The 13,697-nt window shown below is 73.6% G+C and carries 12 protein-coding genes and 2 pseudogenes; 11 read left to right on the top strand and 3 right to left on the bottom strand.

Going from position 1 to position 13,697, the window contains the following annotated elements; all coding sequences use genetic code 11:
* Positions 1–355 precede the first annotated feature (355 nt).
* The gene (locus VNL12_RS19255; protein WP_325596751.1) at positions 356–991 is read left to right on the top strand and encodes a hypothetical protein; all 636 of its coding nucleotides are present in this window, start codon (positions 356–358) and stop codon (positions 989–991) included.
* A 140-nt stretch (positions 992–1,131) separates the two neighbouring features.
* Here the strand turns inward: VNL12_RS19255 and VNL12_RS19250 are convergent, their stop codons facing one another.
* Entirely contained in the window at positions 1,132–1,521 is a 390-nt protein-coding gene (locus VNL12_RS19250) for a hypothetical protein (RefSeq protein ID WP_325596749.1), read from the bottom strand.
* A 151-nt stretch (positions 1,522–1,672) separates the two neighbouring features.
* Between VNL12_RS19250 and VNL12_RS19245 the strand changes: the two genes are divergently transcribed.
* Positions 1,673–3,409, top strand: a complete 1,737-nt coding sequence (locus VNL12_RS19245) for a class I adenylate-forming enzyme family protein (RefSeq protein ID WP_325596747.1) — start codon at positions 1,673–1,675, stop codon at positions 3,407–3,409.
* Here VNL12_RS19245 and VNL12_RS19240 read toward each other — a convergent pair.
* Together VNL12_RS19240 and VNL12_RS19235 are read right to left on the bottom strand one after the other, a co-directional pair.
* Positions 3,400–4,626 carry a cytochrome P450 gene (locus VNL12_RS19240; RefSeq protein ID WP_325596745.1) on the bottom strand — a complete coding sequence of 409 codons (1,227 nt, stop codon included), beginning with the start codon at positions 4,624–4,626 and terminating at the stop codon, positions 3,400–3,402. The genes VNL12_RS19245 and VNL12_RS19240 overlap by 10 nt on opposite strands.
* A gap of 130 nt (positions 4,627–4,756) precedes the next feature.
* Positions 4,757–5,527 carry a hypothetical protein gene (locus VNL12_RS19235; protein WP_325596743.1) on the bottom strand — a complete coding sequence of 257 codons (771 nt, stop codon included), beginning with the start codon at positions 5,525–5,527 and terminating at the stop codon, positions 4,757–4,759.
* 226 nt (positions 5,528–5,753) lie between these two features.
* Between VNL12_RS19235 and trhA the strand changes: the two genes are divergently transcribed.
* From trhA to VNL12_RS21075, 9 genes and pseudogenes are all read left to right on the top strand, one after another.
* Entirely contained in the window at positions 5,754–6,422 is a 669-nt protein-coding gene (gene trhA, locus VNL12_RS19230) for a PAQR family membrane homeostasis protein TrhA (protein ID WP_325596741.1), read from the top strand.
* Positions 6,423–6,651: 229 nt separating this feature from the next.
* On the top strand, positions 6,652–8,181 hold the full coding sequence (locus VNL12_RS19225) for a DEAD/DEAH box helicase (protein WP_325596739.1): 1,530 nt from the start codon (positions 6,652–6,654) through the stop codon (positions 8,179–8,181).
* A gap of 320 nt (positions 8,182–8,501) precedes the next feature.
* Positions 8,502–8,921 (top strand): carboxymuconolactone decarboxylase family protein, encoded by a 420-nt coding sequence (locus VNL12_RS19220; protein ID WP_325596737.1) that lies wholly within the window; start codon positions 8,502–8,504, stop codon positions 8,919–8,921.
* Positions 8,922–9,074: 153 nt separating this feature from the next.
* Positions 9,075–9,686 carry a helix-turn-helix domain-containing protein gene (locus VNL12_RS19215; protein WP_325596735.1) on the top strand — a complete coding sequence of 204 codons (612 nt, stop codon included), beginning with the start codon at positions 9,075–9,077 and terminating at the stop codon, positions 9,684–9,686.
* Positions 9,683–10,894, top strand: a complete 1,212-nt coding sequence (locus VNL12_RS19210; RefSeq protein WP_325596734.1) for a cytochrome P450 — start codon at positions 9,683–9,685, stop codon at positions 10,892–10,894. Before VNL12_RS19215 ends, VNL12_RS19210 begins: the two co-directional genes overlap by 4 nt.
* Positions 10,894–11,682, top strand: a pseudogene (locus VNL12_RS19205) (SDR family oxidoreductase); the annotation flags it as partial. The gene VNL12_RS19210 and the pseudogene VNL12_RS19205, both read left to right, overlap by 1 nt.
* A 203-nt stretch (positions 11,683–11,885) precedes the next feature.
* Positions 11,886–13,280 (top strand): cytochrome P450, encoded by a 1,395-nt coding sequence (locus VNL12_RS19200; protein WP_325596731.1) that lies wholly within the window; start codon positions 11,886–11,888, stop codon positions 13,278–13,280.
* Positions 13,280–13,480, top strand: coding sequence for a ferredoxin (locus tag VNL12_RS19195; protein ID WP_325596729.1), 201 nt, complete (start codon positions 13,280–13,282; stop codon positions 13,478–13,480). The genes VNL12_RS19200 and VNL12_RS19195 overlap by 1 nt, the downstream gene beginning before the upstream one ends.
* Positions 13,481–13,538: 58 nt before the next feature.
* Positions 13,539–13,697, top strand: a pseudogene (locus VNL12_RS21075) (nuclear transport factor 2 family protein); the annotation flags it as partial.

Raw genomic sequence — 13,697 nt, 5'->3', positions numbered from 1 at the left:
CCACCCGTCACCGGTCTCGGCCTCGAGCCCGTAGGTCACCGACCCGCCCCGCACCGGATCACCCACCTCCTCCTCCTCACCCGCAGCGTCACTGCTGCCGGGCTTGTCGCCCCCACAGGCGCTGAGCACCAACACCAACGGCACGAACAGAGCGAAGAAGCGGACAGACCGCCGACGAGCGTGCAACACGAGAGAGCCCCCTGTGGGTTCCTGGGTCGGGCGGGTGTGGTGTCCGCACCGCTGAGGTTCGATGCGCCCGGGGATGTTCCTGCACCCGTCGTGCAACGCTACTGCACCGGTGTGCCGCGTCCCGGGCGGTCCGCATCGCCACGGTGTGCCTGCCAGGATGCGCGCCGTGGAGCGGAACGACCGGGCCTGGTACGTGGCCTACGGGTCGAACATGTGCCGCGACCGGCTCCTCGCCTACCTCGAGGGGACGGTGGCGCCGACCGACGCCGGATCGGCCGGCGGCGTGGCCGAGGCCGGCAGCCGCAGCGCCCGCTACGGGCCCCACCGGGGGTGCGCCGATGCGACACCGCCGACGGCGGACCGCGCCGTCGAGCTCGCGCACCGGGTGAGGTTCCGAGGGCGGTCGCCCCGGTGGGGTGGAGGCGTGGCGTTCCTCGACCTCGACGTCACCGACGGGATCTGCACCCCCGCCCGGGCCTGGCTGCTCACCGTCGACCAGGTGCTGGGCGTCGTCGGCCAGGAGTCGCGCCGGCCGGTGGATCCGCCGGCGTCGCTGCTCGAGGGCCTCGCCGTCGGGGGCGCAGTGTCCCTCGGCGGCGGCTGGTACGACACGCTGCTGCGCCTGCCCGACATCGACGGCCGTCGGGCCGTGACCGTGACGACCGTCCAGCCGCTCCCGCTCACCGAGCCGACCGCGGCCTACCTCACCACCGTCGCCGCCGGGCAGGCCGAGCGGCCGGCCCTCCCGTCCGACCGACGGGAGCCCACCGGGCCGGGCGGGCCGGGAGGATCGCGGCGGTGAACCTCGGTGCGCTGCGCAACCGCATCGAGGGCTCCACGGCGGTGGGGGCGTCGGCGTTCGTGGGTCGTCGCGCTCGACGAGCCGTCCGACTGGGAGGCTGAGCTGTCCGAGGTGCCGGCCGTGCTGCTGCCCCTCGAGAGCTAGAGCCGGCCGCGACGGGACCGCTTGCGGTCGTACATGTTCTGGTCGGCCCGGCGCAGCAGCTCATCGGCCCGCGCCCCCACCGACGAGCGCAGGGCCAGGTCGAGGCGCTCGAGGAGCAGCACGCGGTTGGCCAGGCCGGTGAGGGGATCGTGGGTGGCCTGGTGGGCGAGCCGGGCCCGCGCCTCGACCAGCTCGGCGAGATCCACACCGCTCACGACGATGGCCCGGACGGCCTCGTCGTCGAGGAGGTTGGTGGCGGTGAGCCAGAAGGGGGTGGGCGCGCCCGAAGGCCGCGAGCGGAAGGTGGCCTCGAAGGACCGGGTGCCGCCATCGAGCAGCAGCGAGTCGAGCACCTGGCGGACATCACGGGCCTGCTCGACGACCACGAGGTCGATGAGGTCCCATCTGATCGGTGGAGAGGAGGGGCTCGTCGATGGGTCGTTCGGCCTGATCTGGGTGTTCCATGGCGCTCGGGGACGACCGTACCGGGCGGGCCCATGTCCCCTGGCGCGCCGTTGCCGTGGCAGGGTGGCGGCGATGAGCAAGAGCACCATGTCCTGGGAAGAGGCGGTGGCGGCGGTGACCGCACCGGGCGAGCGCTTCGCCCTGGCGGACACCACGGTCGACGGGATCACGCAGACCCTGTTCACCGCGGCGCCGCCGAGCCTGCGCACCATCTTCGACAGCTGGGCCGGGCGCGGCGACGCCCTGTTCCTCGTCTATGAGGACGAGCGCCGGAGCTTCGCCGACGTCGCGGAGGAGACCGCTGCGCTGGGCGCGGCGCTCGTCGGCCGCTACGGCGTCCGGCCCGGTGACCGCGTGGCCATCGCCATGCGCAACCTGCCCGAGTGGGTCATCTCCTTCGCCGCCATCACGTCGATCGGCGCGGTGGCGGTGTCGCTCAACGGGTGGTGGACTGCCGTTGAGCTCGACTACGGCCTCGACGACTCGAGGGCGTCGGTGCTGATCGCGGATCCCGAGCGGGTCGAGCGGGCCCGGCCCGCCGTCGCCCGCCTCGGCGTGGCGACGATCGGTGTGCGCCTGCCCGTCGACGTCGTGCTCGAGGGCGTCGACCGGTGGGACGACGTGGTCGTGCGCGGCGCCGAGCTGCCGGTGGTCGCGGTGGGCCCCGATGACAACGCCACCATCCTCTACACCTCGGGCACGACGGGTCGGCCCAAGGGCGCGGTGTCGACCCATCGAGCCGTGACCCAGGCCGTCATGTCCTTCGCCTGTCGGGCTGCGGTGCAACGCCTCCGCCGCCCCGACGAGGCCGCGGCCGCGGCCGCCCTCCCCCCGTGCTTCATCCTCATCGTGCCGCTGTTCCACGTCACCGGCTGCGTGGCGGTGATGATGTCGTGCGCCATCGCCGGGGCACCGCTGGTGATGATGCGCAAGTGGTCGCCCGAACGGGCCCTCGAGCTGATCGAGCGTGAGAAGGTCACCAACTTCGTCGGCGTGCCCACCCAGTCCTGGGACCTCATGGAGTCCCCCCGGTTCGCCGAGTTCGACACCTCCAGCCTCGTGAGCGTCGGAGGGGGCGGGGCCCCGTCGCCCCCGGCCCTCGTCGCCCGGGTCGAGGCCGGCTTCAAGCGAGGTCGACCGTCGATCGGCTACGGCATGACCGAGACCAACGCGTTCGGCCCCCAGAACTCCGGCGACGACTACGTCACCCACCCGACGAGCACCGGTCGGACGCTCCCGACCCTGCAGGTCGAGGTCCGCGACCCGCACGGCGTCGCCGTGCCCGTCGGGGAGCAGGGCGAGATCTGGTTCCGGGGCCCGTCACTCGTCCGGGGCTACTGGAACCGTCCCGAGGCCACCGCCGAGGTCCTCGTCGACGGGTGGCTGCGCACCGGCGACGTGGGCCGCGTCGACGCCGAGGGCTTCGTCTACGTGGAGGACCGGGCCAAGGACCTCGTGCTGCGCGCCGGTGAGAACGTGTCGTGCGCCGAGGTCGAGGCGGCGATCTACGAGCACCCCGACGTCTATGAGGCCGCCGTGTTCGGCGTGCCCCACGAGCGCCTGGGCGAGGAGGTCACCGTGGCGGTGCTGCCCAAGCCCGGCCGCACCCTCGACCCCGATGCCCTCCGCGCCCTCGTCGCGACCCGGCTGGCGTCGTTCAAGGTGCCCAGCCGGGTGCTCGTGGTGGGCGACCGGCTGCCCCGCAACGCGGCCGGCAAGATCATGAAGCGCGAGCTGCGCGACGAGGCCGTAGCCGCTCAGGACCGGCGCGCACAGGGCTCTGGCGAGCACTCGGCCTCTCAGGCGTAGCGGACCGGGAGGTCCTTGACGCCGTTGAGCCACCCCACGCGGAGTCGGTCGGGCGGGCCGACCGGCGAGATGTCCGGGGCCAGGTCCGCGATGGCCTCGAAGATCAGGTTGATCTCCATGCGGGCCAGGTTGGCGCCGATGCAGAAGTGGGCGCCGCCGCCGCCGAAGCCGACGTGCGGGTTGGGGTCGCGGCCGATGTCGAAGCGGTCGGGACCGGTGAACACCGCCTCGTCGCGGTTGGCCGAGGCGTAGAACAGCCCGACCCTCTGTCCCTTGGCGATCGCCTGGCCGCCGATCTCGGTGTCTTGGGTCGCGGTGCGCTGGAACGCCACGACCGGCGTCGCCCAGCGGACGATCTCGTCCGCCGCGGTGGCGGGCCGCTCGGCCTTGAAGTGCTCCCACTGCTCGGGGTGGTCGAAGAACGCCTGCATCCCGTGGGTGATGGCGTTGCGGGTGGTCTCGTTGCCGGCGACGGTGAGGATCAGGACGAAGTACCCGAACTCCTCGGGCGAGAGGGCGCCGTCGGGTGAGTCGGCCTGCACCAGCCGGGTGACGACGTCGCCCATCGGGCACGCCCGGCGCTCCTCGCCCATGGCGTAGGCGTAGGTGAGCAGCTCGGCCGCGGACACCTGCGGGTCCCCGACGAAGTCCGGATCGGTGGAGCCGATCATCTGGTTCGACCAGTCGAAGATCTTGGCCCGGTCCTCGACCGGGAAGCCCACGACGTCGGAGAGCGCCTGGAGCGGCAGCTCGGATGCCATGTCGACGACGAAGTTGCCCTGGCCCTTGGCCAACGCCTCGGACACGATGCGGTGAGCCCGCTCGCGCAGGCCGTCCTCCAGCGTGGCGATGGCCCGGGGGGTGAAGCAGCCCTTGGAGATGACGCCGCGCACCTCGGTGTGGTGCGGCGGGTCCATGTTGAGCAACAGCAGCCGCTGGAGGTCGATCGCCTCCTTGCCGATGTTGCCCTCGAAGGCGACGATCGAGCCGTTCTCCGCCGCCGACCACCCCTCCCGCGCGCACGACACCGCCTTCACGTCCGCGTGGCGCGAGAGCACCCAGAAGCCGCCGTCGTCGAAGCTGTGGTCCTGGGGGTTCTGGGCGTTCCACCACACCGGCGCGGTGCGGCGCAGGAGGGCGAACTCCTCGAGCGGCACGCGCTCGGCGTAGAGGTCGGGGCTGGTCAGGTCCATGCCATCGAGGACGGTGTCGGTCATGAGGTCTCCCATCGGCGACGAGGACCCACACTAGAACGCGTTCTCGCGCGCCGACGACCGCACCCTCGCCCTTGCGCCCGGAGGTGTGGCGCGATCTGGTGGATGACGACCGCATCGCGGCCCGGTGCGGTCAGGCGGTGCGGGCGGCGGTGCGGTCGCGGAGGCCGAGGGGGAGCCGGGCGGCGAGGGCCACGGCACACACGATGATGACGCCGCCGGCAGCGGCGGGACCCCAGGCCAGGGCGGCGGCGACGGCGGCCACGGTGGCCTGCACGCCCACGACGGCCCAGCGGCCGGGAGCCTCGAGAGCGTCGAGGCGGGCGTGCAGCGCACCCAGCGCCGCCGGGGAGCGGAGCCGGGCCCCGAGGAGCACGACCAGGCCCCTCGCCAGGCCGAACGCGACCCCGATGCCGAAGGCGGCCAGCGGCGACGCGGTGAGCACGGCGAGGGCGACGGTGAGCACCACCCCGGCGGTCATGATGTAGGTGGCCAGACCAACGCCGATCTGCCAGCCGAAGCCCCCGCCGTAGACCCAGGCCCGGTACTTCGCCAGCCAGGCGTCGTCGACCTGGCGGCGGAAGAACGGCGGCCGGCGCCCGAAGGTGCCGGCATCGACGAGGGCGGCGAGCGCAGCCAGCGCGGCGGCGGCTCCGAAGGAGGCCGAGGCCGGGAGGGAGAGGATCGACACGGCCGCGGCCAGGCCGGCGGCCGCGACGCCGAGCGTGGCCCCGCCCAGCCCGGCGCCCAGGACGAACCAGGTGGCGGTCACGCCGTAGCGGTGGCCCCGGGCCTTCTCGGCCATCGGCGTGACGGTGGAGAGCATGGAGAGGCCACACGGGGACCAGGTGGACCGCACGGCGGCGGCTCCGGCGACGATCAGGGCCATCAGGGCGAGTGCCATCCGGTCAGGGTAGCGAAGCCGGTCCCTGACCACCGGGCGCGCCCGCCACCCCGAGCGCTCGACCGCTGTCGACCGCTGCCGATGAGAGGTCACGCCGGTGCGATCGGATCACCCCGTCGGGTCGGGGCGGCCAGGGCGCAGGGGCCTGCCCCGGTACGGTGGACCTCTCGATCGCCCCGGGCCGACCGACAGGCTCGGGGCACCCCACCGCTCGGAAGGAGAGGACGTGGATCACCTCGACGGCGCAGTGACGCAGATCAAGGCGATCCTCGAGCGGCCTCGTCTGCGGGGCCGCCTCCACCTGGTGGCCGCCGCGGTGTCGATTGCCGGGCTGGTGTGGCTCGTGCGGTCGGCCGAGAGCACCGAGGCCACCGTGGCGGCATGGGTCTACGGGACCACCTCGGTGCTGCTCTACGCCACCAGCGGCACGTACCACGTCTTCGCCCGCTCCCCCCGGGCTCGGCGCATCATGCAGCGCGCGGACCACTCGATGATCTACCTGCTCATCGCCGGGAGCGCGACGCCCCCGGGCCTGCTGCTCATGGACGGCTGGGCCCGGGCCGCGCTCCTCGGCCTGATGTGGGCCGGGGCCGTCACCGGCGTGGTGCTGAAGATGGTGGCCTTCGAGCGCTTCGCCAAGCTCGGTGCCGCCCTCTACATCGTGCTCGGGTGGGTCGGGCTCCTCGCCCTGCCGGCCCTGATGGCCCGCCCTACCGCACTCGCCCTGATGGTGGCGGCGGGGCTGCTCTACACCGGCGGCGCCGCCCTCTTCGCCGCCCAGCGGCCCCGGCTGTCGCCCCACTGGTTCGGCTACCACGAGGTCTGGCACAGCCTCGGCGTCACCGCCGGCGTGCTGGTCTTCGTCATGAACCTGAGCCTCATCCAGGCGATCTGAGCCGGGCCGGGTCCACCTCCTCCGGCTGCGTGTGCCCGATGACCGGCCCGGGGGATGGGTGTCGTGCGGTCCCGGGCGGTACGGTCGTTCGATCACGGCGCCCACGGGTGCCGCTGTCCCGGTGCGCAGCCCGACGGCGATCACTCGCCCTCTCGTCCGGTCGACGGTTCCCACCCAGGTTCGCTGCGGCCCACCACGCAACGCTGCGTGGCCCACCCCAGGAGATCCTGTGTCCCCCACCTTCGCCGCCCTCGGCGTGCCCGCGCCCATCACCCGCGTCCTCACCGACCGGGGCATCACCGAGCCCTTCCCGATCCAGACGGCCACGCTCCAGAACGCGCTCGCCGGGCGCGACGTGTGCGGCCGGGCTCCGACCGGCTCGGGCAAGACGATCGCCTTCGGAATCCCCCTCGCCGCCCGCATCACCAACGCCTCGCCCAAGCGCCCCAAGGGCCTGGTGCTGGTGCCCACCCGCGAGCTCGCCGCCCAGGTGCGCGACGAGCTCGACCTGCTGCTGCACCCCATGGGCCGCACGGTCCACGCGTTCTACGGCGGGGTCGGATTCGGTCCCCAGCTCGCCGCGCTCCGCAAGGGCGTCGACGTCGTCGTCGCCTGCCCCGGGCGACTCGCGGATCTCGTCCACCGCGGCGATGTGCGCCTCGACCGGGTCAACTTCGTGGTGGTCGACGAGGCCGATCGCATGGCCGACATGGGGTTCCTGCCCGAGGTGCGCCGCCTGCTCGACCAGGTGATGCCGGATCGCCAGACCCTGCTGTTCTCCGCCACCCTCGACGGCGACGTCGACACGCTGATCCGCAACTACCAGAAGGACCCGGCCCGCCACGGCGTCGACGCCGATGAGGACGCTCCGGTCAACCAGCACGTCTTGTGGCAGGCCGAGCGCGACACCCGGGTCGCCATCACCGCGGACATCGTGTCGGCCCACTGGCCGGCCATCGTCTTCTCGCGCACCAAGCACGGCGCCGACCGCCTGTCCCGTCAGCTCTCCAAGCTGGGCGTGGCGGCCGAGGCGATCCACGGCAACCGCTCCCAGGGCCAGCGCGAGCGAGCGCTGCGCAACTTCACCACCGGCCGGGTGCAGGCCCTCATCGCCACCGACGTCGCCGCCCGCGGCATCCACGTCGACGGCGTGCGGTGCGTCGTCCACTTCGACGCACCGCCGGACCCCAAGGACTTCGTCCACCGCTCCGGCCGCACCGGTCGGGCCGGGGCCGAGGGCCTCGTGGTCACCCTCGCTCCCCGTTCCGAGGGCGCCGCGGTCGCCAAGATGATGCGCAAGGCCGGCGTCGAGGCCCGCCTCGCCTCCGCCGATGTGGGCTCGCTCGGGGCGGGCAGCGACCGGCCCGCGCCGGCACCCGTCGCCGCCGCGCCCTCCGAGGGCGGGCGACGCAGCGGCGAGCGCAGCCGGGGCGAGCGCACCCGCGACGACCGGGGCGCCACGCGGACCCACCGCTCGGGTGGCGGCCCGTCGGGTCGCGGGCGCGACGGCTCCGGGAGCTCGGACTCGCGGCCTTCCCGCAAGGGGGATGGGCCCCGTCGCCAGCCCCGGCGGACCGACGCCACCGGCAAGGGCGGGCACCTCAACCACGACGGTGAGCGCCGCAGCCGTCCCGACGGTGTCTCGGCGCCGTCGGGTTCCAAGCCGGGGGGCTCGCGCCGGTCCCAGGGCTCGGGCGGGGGCCGGGGCCGGGGCCCGGGTGCCGGTCGGGGCGCGGGACACCCCCGCGGCCGCCGCTGAGGCGAGCCGGTCACCCCCGATGAGCCTGCGCCGCCGATCGGCGTCGCCGGTGACAGTCGGGTGACCATTCGCCGCCGTCTGCTCCTTGCGTGACCGCGGGCCGGGTCCCCGCCCCGGCCCCGGCCAGATCACCACCACCCGTTTCCACCGGACCCGACCCGCCCCGGCGCGGTGGGCCCGGCGAGCGTAAGTCGCAGTAGACGCGGCTCGGGGGACCGGGGACGGGGCCGGGTGGCTGGAGGCGGTCGGGGTCGAGGGCGCTGGACTACTGTCCAGGCCGGCCGCCCCGGAGGGTCGGTCGGACCAGGAGGCAGGCAGGCATGGAGACCGATCCGGAGCGGCGTCGGCGCGGGCTCGAGACCATGACCGAGGTCTACGGCTGGGAGATGTCCGACGGCGACGGCGACTTCTTCGCCTACACCGTCGAGCACCTCTTCGCCGACATCTGGAACCGGCCCGGCCTGTCGGTCCGCGACCGGCGCCTCCTGCTGCTCGGCGTGCTGGTGGGCCACAACGACCACGACGTCCTGCCGATCCAGCTCGGTGCCGCGTTCGCCAACGGCGAGCTCGACGAGCAGGCCCTGCGCGAGATCGTCGTCTTCCTCAGCCACTACGCGGGCTGGCCCGCCGGCGCCCGGCTGTTCACCCAGGTCGAGAAGGTCCTGGCCGATGCCGCCCGGGCGGCGGCGCGTGCGGCGGAGGTCGGCCACGACGCCGACGCCGGCACCGACGAGGTTTGATGGCGGCCCCGGCGGTGCTCCGTCGGGCCGACGACGGCGCGGTGCGCACCCTCACGCTCGACCGGCCCGAGGCCCGCAACGCGTTCGACCTGGCCCTCTACTCGGGTCGAGCGCCTTGACCAGGAGCCGCGTCCTGGACTAGTGTCCAGATTCATGTCCAGCACGCCCACCCGGGCCCCGTCGTCCGGTGCTACGACCGAGGCCCGGGCTCCGGTGCGGCGGCACCTGAGCGAGCGCCAGGCCGACACCGTGGCCCGTCTCACCGACGCCGCGGTCGCTGAGGTTCGCGGCGCGGGCTACGACGGCCTGACGGTGCGCAACGTCGCCCGCCGCGCCGGCGTCGCCCCCGCCACCGCCTACACCTACTTCGCCTCCAAGGACCACCTCGTCGCCGAGGTGTTCTGGCGCCGCCTGCAGGACCAGGTGCCGACGCCGCTCGACGGTCGCCGCTCGGCCAGCGCCCGCGTCACCACCGCCATCGCCGACATCGCCGATCTCATCACCGGTGAACCCGAGCTGGCCGCCGCCTGCACGACGTCGCTCCTCGCCGGCGACCCCGATGTCGCCCGCATCCGCGAACAGATCGGCATCGAGATGGCGGCGCGACTGCGCGCCGCGCTGGGCGCGGCCTTCGACGCCGATGTGCTCGACGCCCTCTCCCTCGCCCTGTCGGGAGCCATGTTGCAGGCCGGCATGGGGTACTTCCCCCACGCCGAGCTGGCCGACCGCATGGCCACCGTGGCCCGGCTCGTCCTGGGCCCGTGACGGCTCCGGCGACCACCGCGGCAGACCCGGTCGCGTACGACCCGTACTCCTACGGGATCCACGAAGACCCGTACCCGACCTACGCCCGGCTGCGCGCCGAGGCCCCGGTGTACCGCAACGACGAGCACGGGTTCTGGGCGTTGTCGCGCCACGCCGATGTGATCGACGGCTTCCGCGACACCGCGACGTTCTCGTCGGCCGAGGGCGTGTCGCTCGACCCCACCGCCTCCGGGCCCCACGCGCACCGGACCATGTCGTTCCTGGCCATGGACCCGCCCCGCCACGGCCGCATGCGCGCCCTGGTGTCGCGGGGGTTCACCCCTCGTCGGGTCCACGACCTCGAGCCTCGCATCCGCACCATCGCCGAGGGCTACGTCGCCGAAGCCGTCGAGCGCGGCAGCCTCGACTTCATCGCGGAGGTCGCCGGGCGTCTGCCGATGGACGTCATCTCCGAGCTGGTCGGAGTGCCGATGGCCGACCGGGCCGAGCTGCGCCGCCTGTCGGATCTGCTGGTGCACCGCGAGGACGGGGTGACCGACGTGCCGCCGGCGGGCATGGACGCAGCCCTCCACCTCGTGGGGTACTACGCGGAGATGATCGCCCAGCGGCGAGCGCGGCGGACGAACGACCTCACCTCGGCGCTGCTCGACGCCGAGATCGACGGTGACCGCCTGGATGACTCCGAGATCATCAGCTTCCTCTTCCTCATGGTCGTGGCCGGCAACGAGACCACCACCAAGCTGCTCGGCAACGCCTGGTACTGGGCGTGGCGCAACCCCGACGAGCGGGCCAAGCCCTTCGCCGAGGCGGCCCGCATCCCCGAGTGGGTCGAGGAGACCCTCCGGTACGACACCTCCAGCCAGATGCTGGCCCGCGTCGCGACGAACACCGTCACGCGGTACGGGACCACCATCCCGGCCGGCGATCGGGTGTTGTTGCTCGTCGGCTCGGCCAACCGCGACGCGGATGTCTTCGCGGAGCCCGACCGCTACCTGATCGGGCGCGACACCGGAGCCCTCGCCAGCTTCGGGTTCGGCCGCCACTTCTGCCTGGGTGCCTCCCTCGCCCGCCTCGAGGCGCGGGTCTGCCTCGAGGAGCTCGTGCGCCGGGTGCGCGACTACGACATCGACCCCGACGGCATCGAGCGGGTGCACAGCGTCAACGTGCGGGGCCTTGCCGCGCTGCCCACCACCGTGACGGCCCGCTGATGCCCCGCTTCGACCCGCACCCCGACCGGCGGCCCGCCGTCGTCACCGGCGCGTCCTCGGGCATCGGCCGGGCCGTCGCGCTCGGCCTCGCGTCGGTCGGGCACCCGGTGGTGCTCGGCGCCCGGCGGGTCGACCGGTGCCAGGAGACGGCCGAGAAGATCCGGGCCGACGGAGGCATCGCCACCGCCGTCACCCTCGACCTCACCGACGCGGCGTCGGTCGATGCCTTCGCCGCCACCGCCGAGGCGGTGCACGGGCCGATCGAGATCGTCGTCAGCAACGCCGGCGACGTGCTGCCCCAGACCACCCTCGCCACCCCGCCCGACGACTTCGCCCGCCAGGTGCAGGTCAACCTGCTCGGCGCCCAGCGCCTCGTGGCCGCGCTGGTGCCGGCCATGGTCACCCGGGGCCGGGGCGACGTGGTGTTCGTGACCTCCGACGTGGTGCGCGTGCCGCGTCCCCGGATGGCCGCCTACGTCACCTCCAAGGCCGGGCTCGAGGCCATGGCCCGGGTCATGCAGATGGAGCTGGAGGGCTCCGGCGTGCGGGTGGGCATCGTGCGCCCCGGCCCGTCCGCGACCGAGCAGGGCACCAGCTGGTCCGACGAGGTGGTGGTCGAGACGGTGGAGGAGTGGACCCGCTGGGGGCTGTTGCGGCACCCGGGCTACCTCCGCCCCCGCGACGTGGCCAACGCGATCATCGCCGTGGTCGCCACGCCGCGGGGCACCCACCTGACGCTGGTCGAGGTCGAGCCCGAGGCCCCCACCGCCCGCCCGGCGTCACCCGAGGCGCCGGCGACCGCCCGCCTTGCGTCGCCTGACGCCACCGCCCCCGCCCCGGCGACCGCCCCGGCCCCGGCCATCGAGATCGCCCCCGAGCCCACCGTCGACCCCGGCGACTCGAGCGCCCCGGGCCCGGGCACCGCGGGCGGTGACGTCCCGTCGCCGCTGCCGACCACCGACGACCCGACCCCCGACCCGGGAGCCACCCCATGACGCCGCCGACCGCGACCGACGCCGCCCACGCCGAGCCGCCCATGGTGTCGGGGGACGACGGCGACACCGGGCACCTCGAGGAGCTGCGGCGCGACCCCATTGCGCTCATGGCCCGCGTGCGCGCCGAGTGCGGTGACGCCGGCCGCTTCCGCCTCGCCGACCAGGAGGTCGTGCTGCTCACCGGGCCCGGGGCCAACGAGGCGTTCTTCCGGGCCCCCGACGACGAGCTCGACCAGGCCGCGGCCTACCCGTTCATGACCCCGATCTTCGGTAAGGGCGTGGTCTTCGACGCACCCCCGGAGCGGCGCCGGGAGATGCTCCACAACCAGGCCCTGCGCGACACGTTCATGCGGGGCCACGCGGAGACGATCTCGGCGGAGGTCGAGCGCATGGTCGCGGGCTGGGACGACGAGGGCGAGATCGACCTCCTCGAGTGGTTCGCGGAGCTCACGATCTACACCTCCTCGGCGTGTCTCATCGGGACCCGGTTCCGCGAACAGCTGGACGGTCGCTTCGCCGCGCTCTACCACGACCTCGAGCAGGGCACCGACGCCCTCGCCTACGTGGACCCCTACGCCGACATCGAGAGCTTCCGCCGCCGCGACGCAGCCCGCATCGGCCTCGTCCACCTGGTGCAGTCGATCATGGATGGCCGGGCCGGCGAGGACCCTCCCCCCGATGCCGAGCGTGACCTGCTCGACGTGCTCATGTCGATCACCGAGCCCGACGGCAGCGACCGCTTCAGCGCCGATGAGGTCACCGGCATGTTCATCTCCATGATGTTCGCCGGGCACCACACGACCTCGGGCACCGCGGCGTGGACGCTCATCGAGCTGTTGCGCCACCCGGAGGAGAAGGCGGCGGTGACCGTCGAGCTCGACGAGCTGTTCACCGACGGGTCCGACGTGAGCTACCAGGCCCTGCGGGAGATCCCCCGGCTCGAGGCCTCGATCAAGGAGGCCCTGCGCCTCCACCCACCGCTGATCCTGGTGCTGCGCAAGGCCACCCGCGACCTCGTCCTCGCCGGTCACCCGATCGCCGAGGGCAGCCTCGTCGGGGCGTCGATGTCGGTGTCGAACCGCCTCCCGGAGGCCTTCGCCGATCCCGACCGGTTCCGGCCCGAGCGCTACCTCGAGCCCCGACACGAGGACGTCGCCAACCCGTGGAGCTGGATCCCGTTCGGCGCCGGGCGCCATCGCTGCGTCGGAGCCGCGTTCGCCCTGATGCAGCTCAAGGCCATCTTCTGCGTGCTGCTCCAGGACTGGGAGTTCGAGCCGGCCCAGGCGCCCGAGAGCTACCGCAACGACCACTCCAAGATGGTGGTCCAGCTGGCCGCGCCGTGCACCGCCCGGTACCGCCGGCGGTCTCGCCCCGAGCGCGAGGTCGGCTGATGGGCTGGCGCGTCGTCGTCGACGAGGACCTCTGCCAGGGCCACGGGGTGTGCGCCTCGGAGGCACCGGAGGTGTTCGCCGTGTCGAAGCAGGGCGAGCTCACCATCCGGGCCGACCGTCCCGACGACGCCCAGCGCCCGGCGGTGCAGATGGCCGTGACGTACTGCCCGACCCGCGCCCTGTCGATCCTGGAGGACTGATGCGCATCCGCCCGATCTGCCCTGTCCCGCCCTGTGCCCACCCCCCGGAGGGCCCCCGATGACCGCCTACCCCCGTGCCGAGATCGAGGAGATGGTCGAGCACTGGCTCCAGGCCAACCGCGACGCCGAGGCCGCCGGTGACTGGAAGCCCATGGCCGAGCTCTACACGCCGGATGCCACCTACGGGTGGAACTACGGACCCGGCACCGAGTTCATG

This window comes from Iamia sp. (assembly GCF_035575815.1).
Classification (GTDB): Bacteria; Actinomycetota; Acidimicrobiia; order Acidimicrobiales; family Iamiaceae; genus Iamia.
This window is presented reverse-complemented; position numbering and strand designations above follow the sequence as displayed.

Excerpts from the sequence above, each read along its gene's own strand:
- VNL12_RS19245 (WP_325596747.1), top strand. The coding sequence starts at position 1,673 with ATGAGCAAGAGCACCATGTCCTGGGAAGAGGCGGTGGCGGCGGTGACC.
- VNL12_RS19220 (WP_325596737.1), top strand. The coding sequence starts at position 8,502 with ATGGAGACCGATCCGGAGCGGCGTCGGCGCGGGCTCGAGACCATGACC.
- VNL12_RS19215 (WP_325596735.1), top strand. The coding sequence starts at position 9,075 with ATGTCCAGCACGCCCACCCGGGCCCCGTCGTCCGGTGCTACGACCGAG.
- VNL12_RS19240 (WP_325596745.1), bottom strand. The coding sequence starts at position 4,626 with ATGACCGACACCGTCCTCGATGGCATGGACCTGACCAGCCCCGACCTC.
- VNL12_RS19200 (WP_325596731.1), top strand. The coding sequence starts at position 11,886 with ATGACGCCGCCGACCGCGACCGACGCCGCCCACGCCGAGCCGCCCATG.
- VNL12_RS19235 (WP_325596743.1), bottom strand. The coding sequence starts at position 5,527 with ATGGCACTCGCCCTGATGGCCCTGATCGTCGCCGGAGCCGCCGCCGTG.
- VNL12_RS19195 (WP_325596729.1), top strand. The coding sequence starts at position 13,280 with ATGGGCTGGCGCGTCGTCGTCGACGAGGACCTCTGCCAGGGCCACGGG.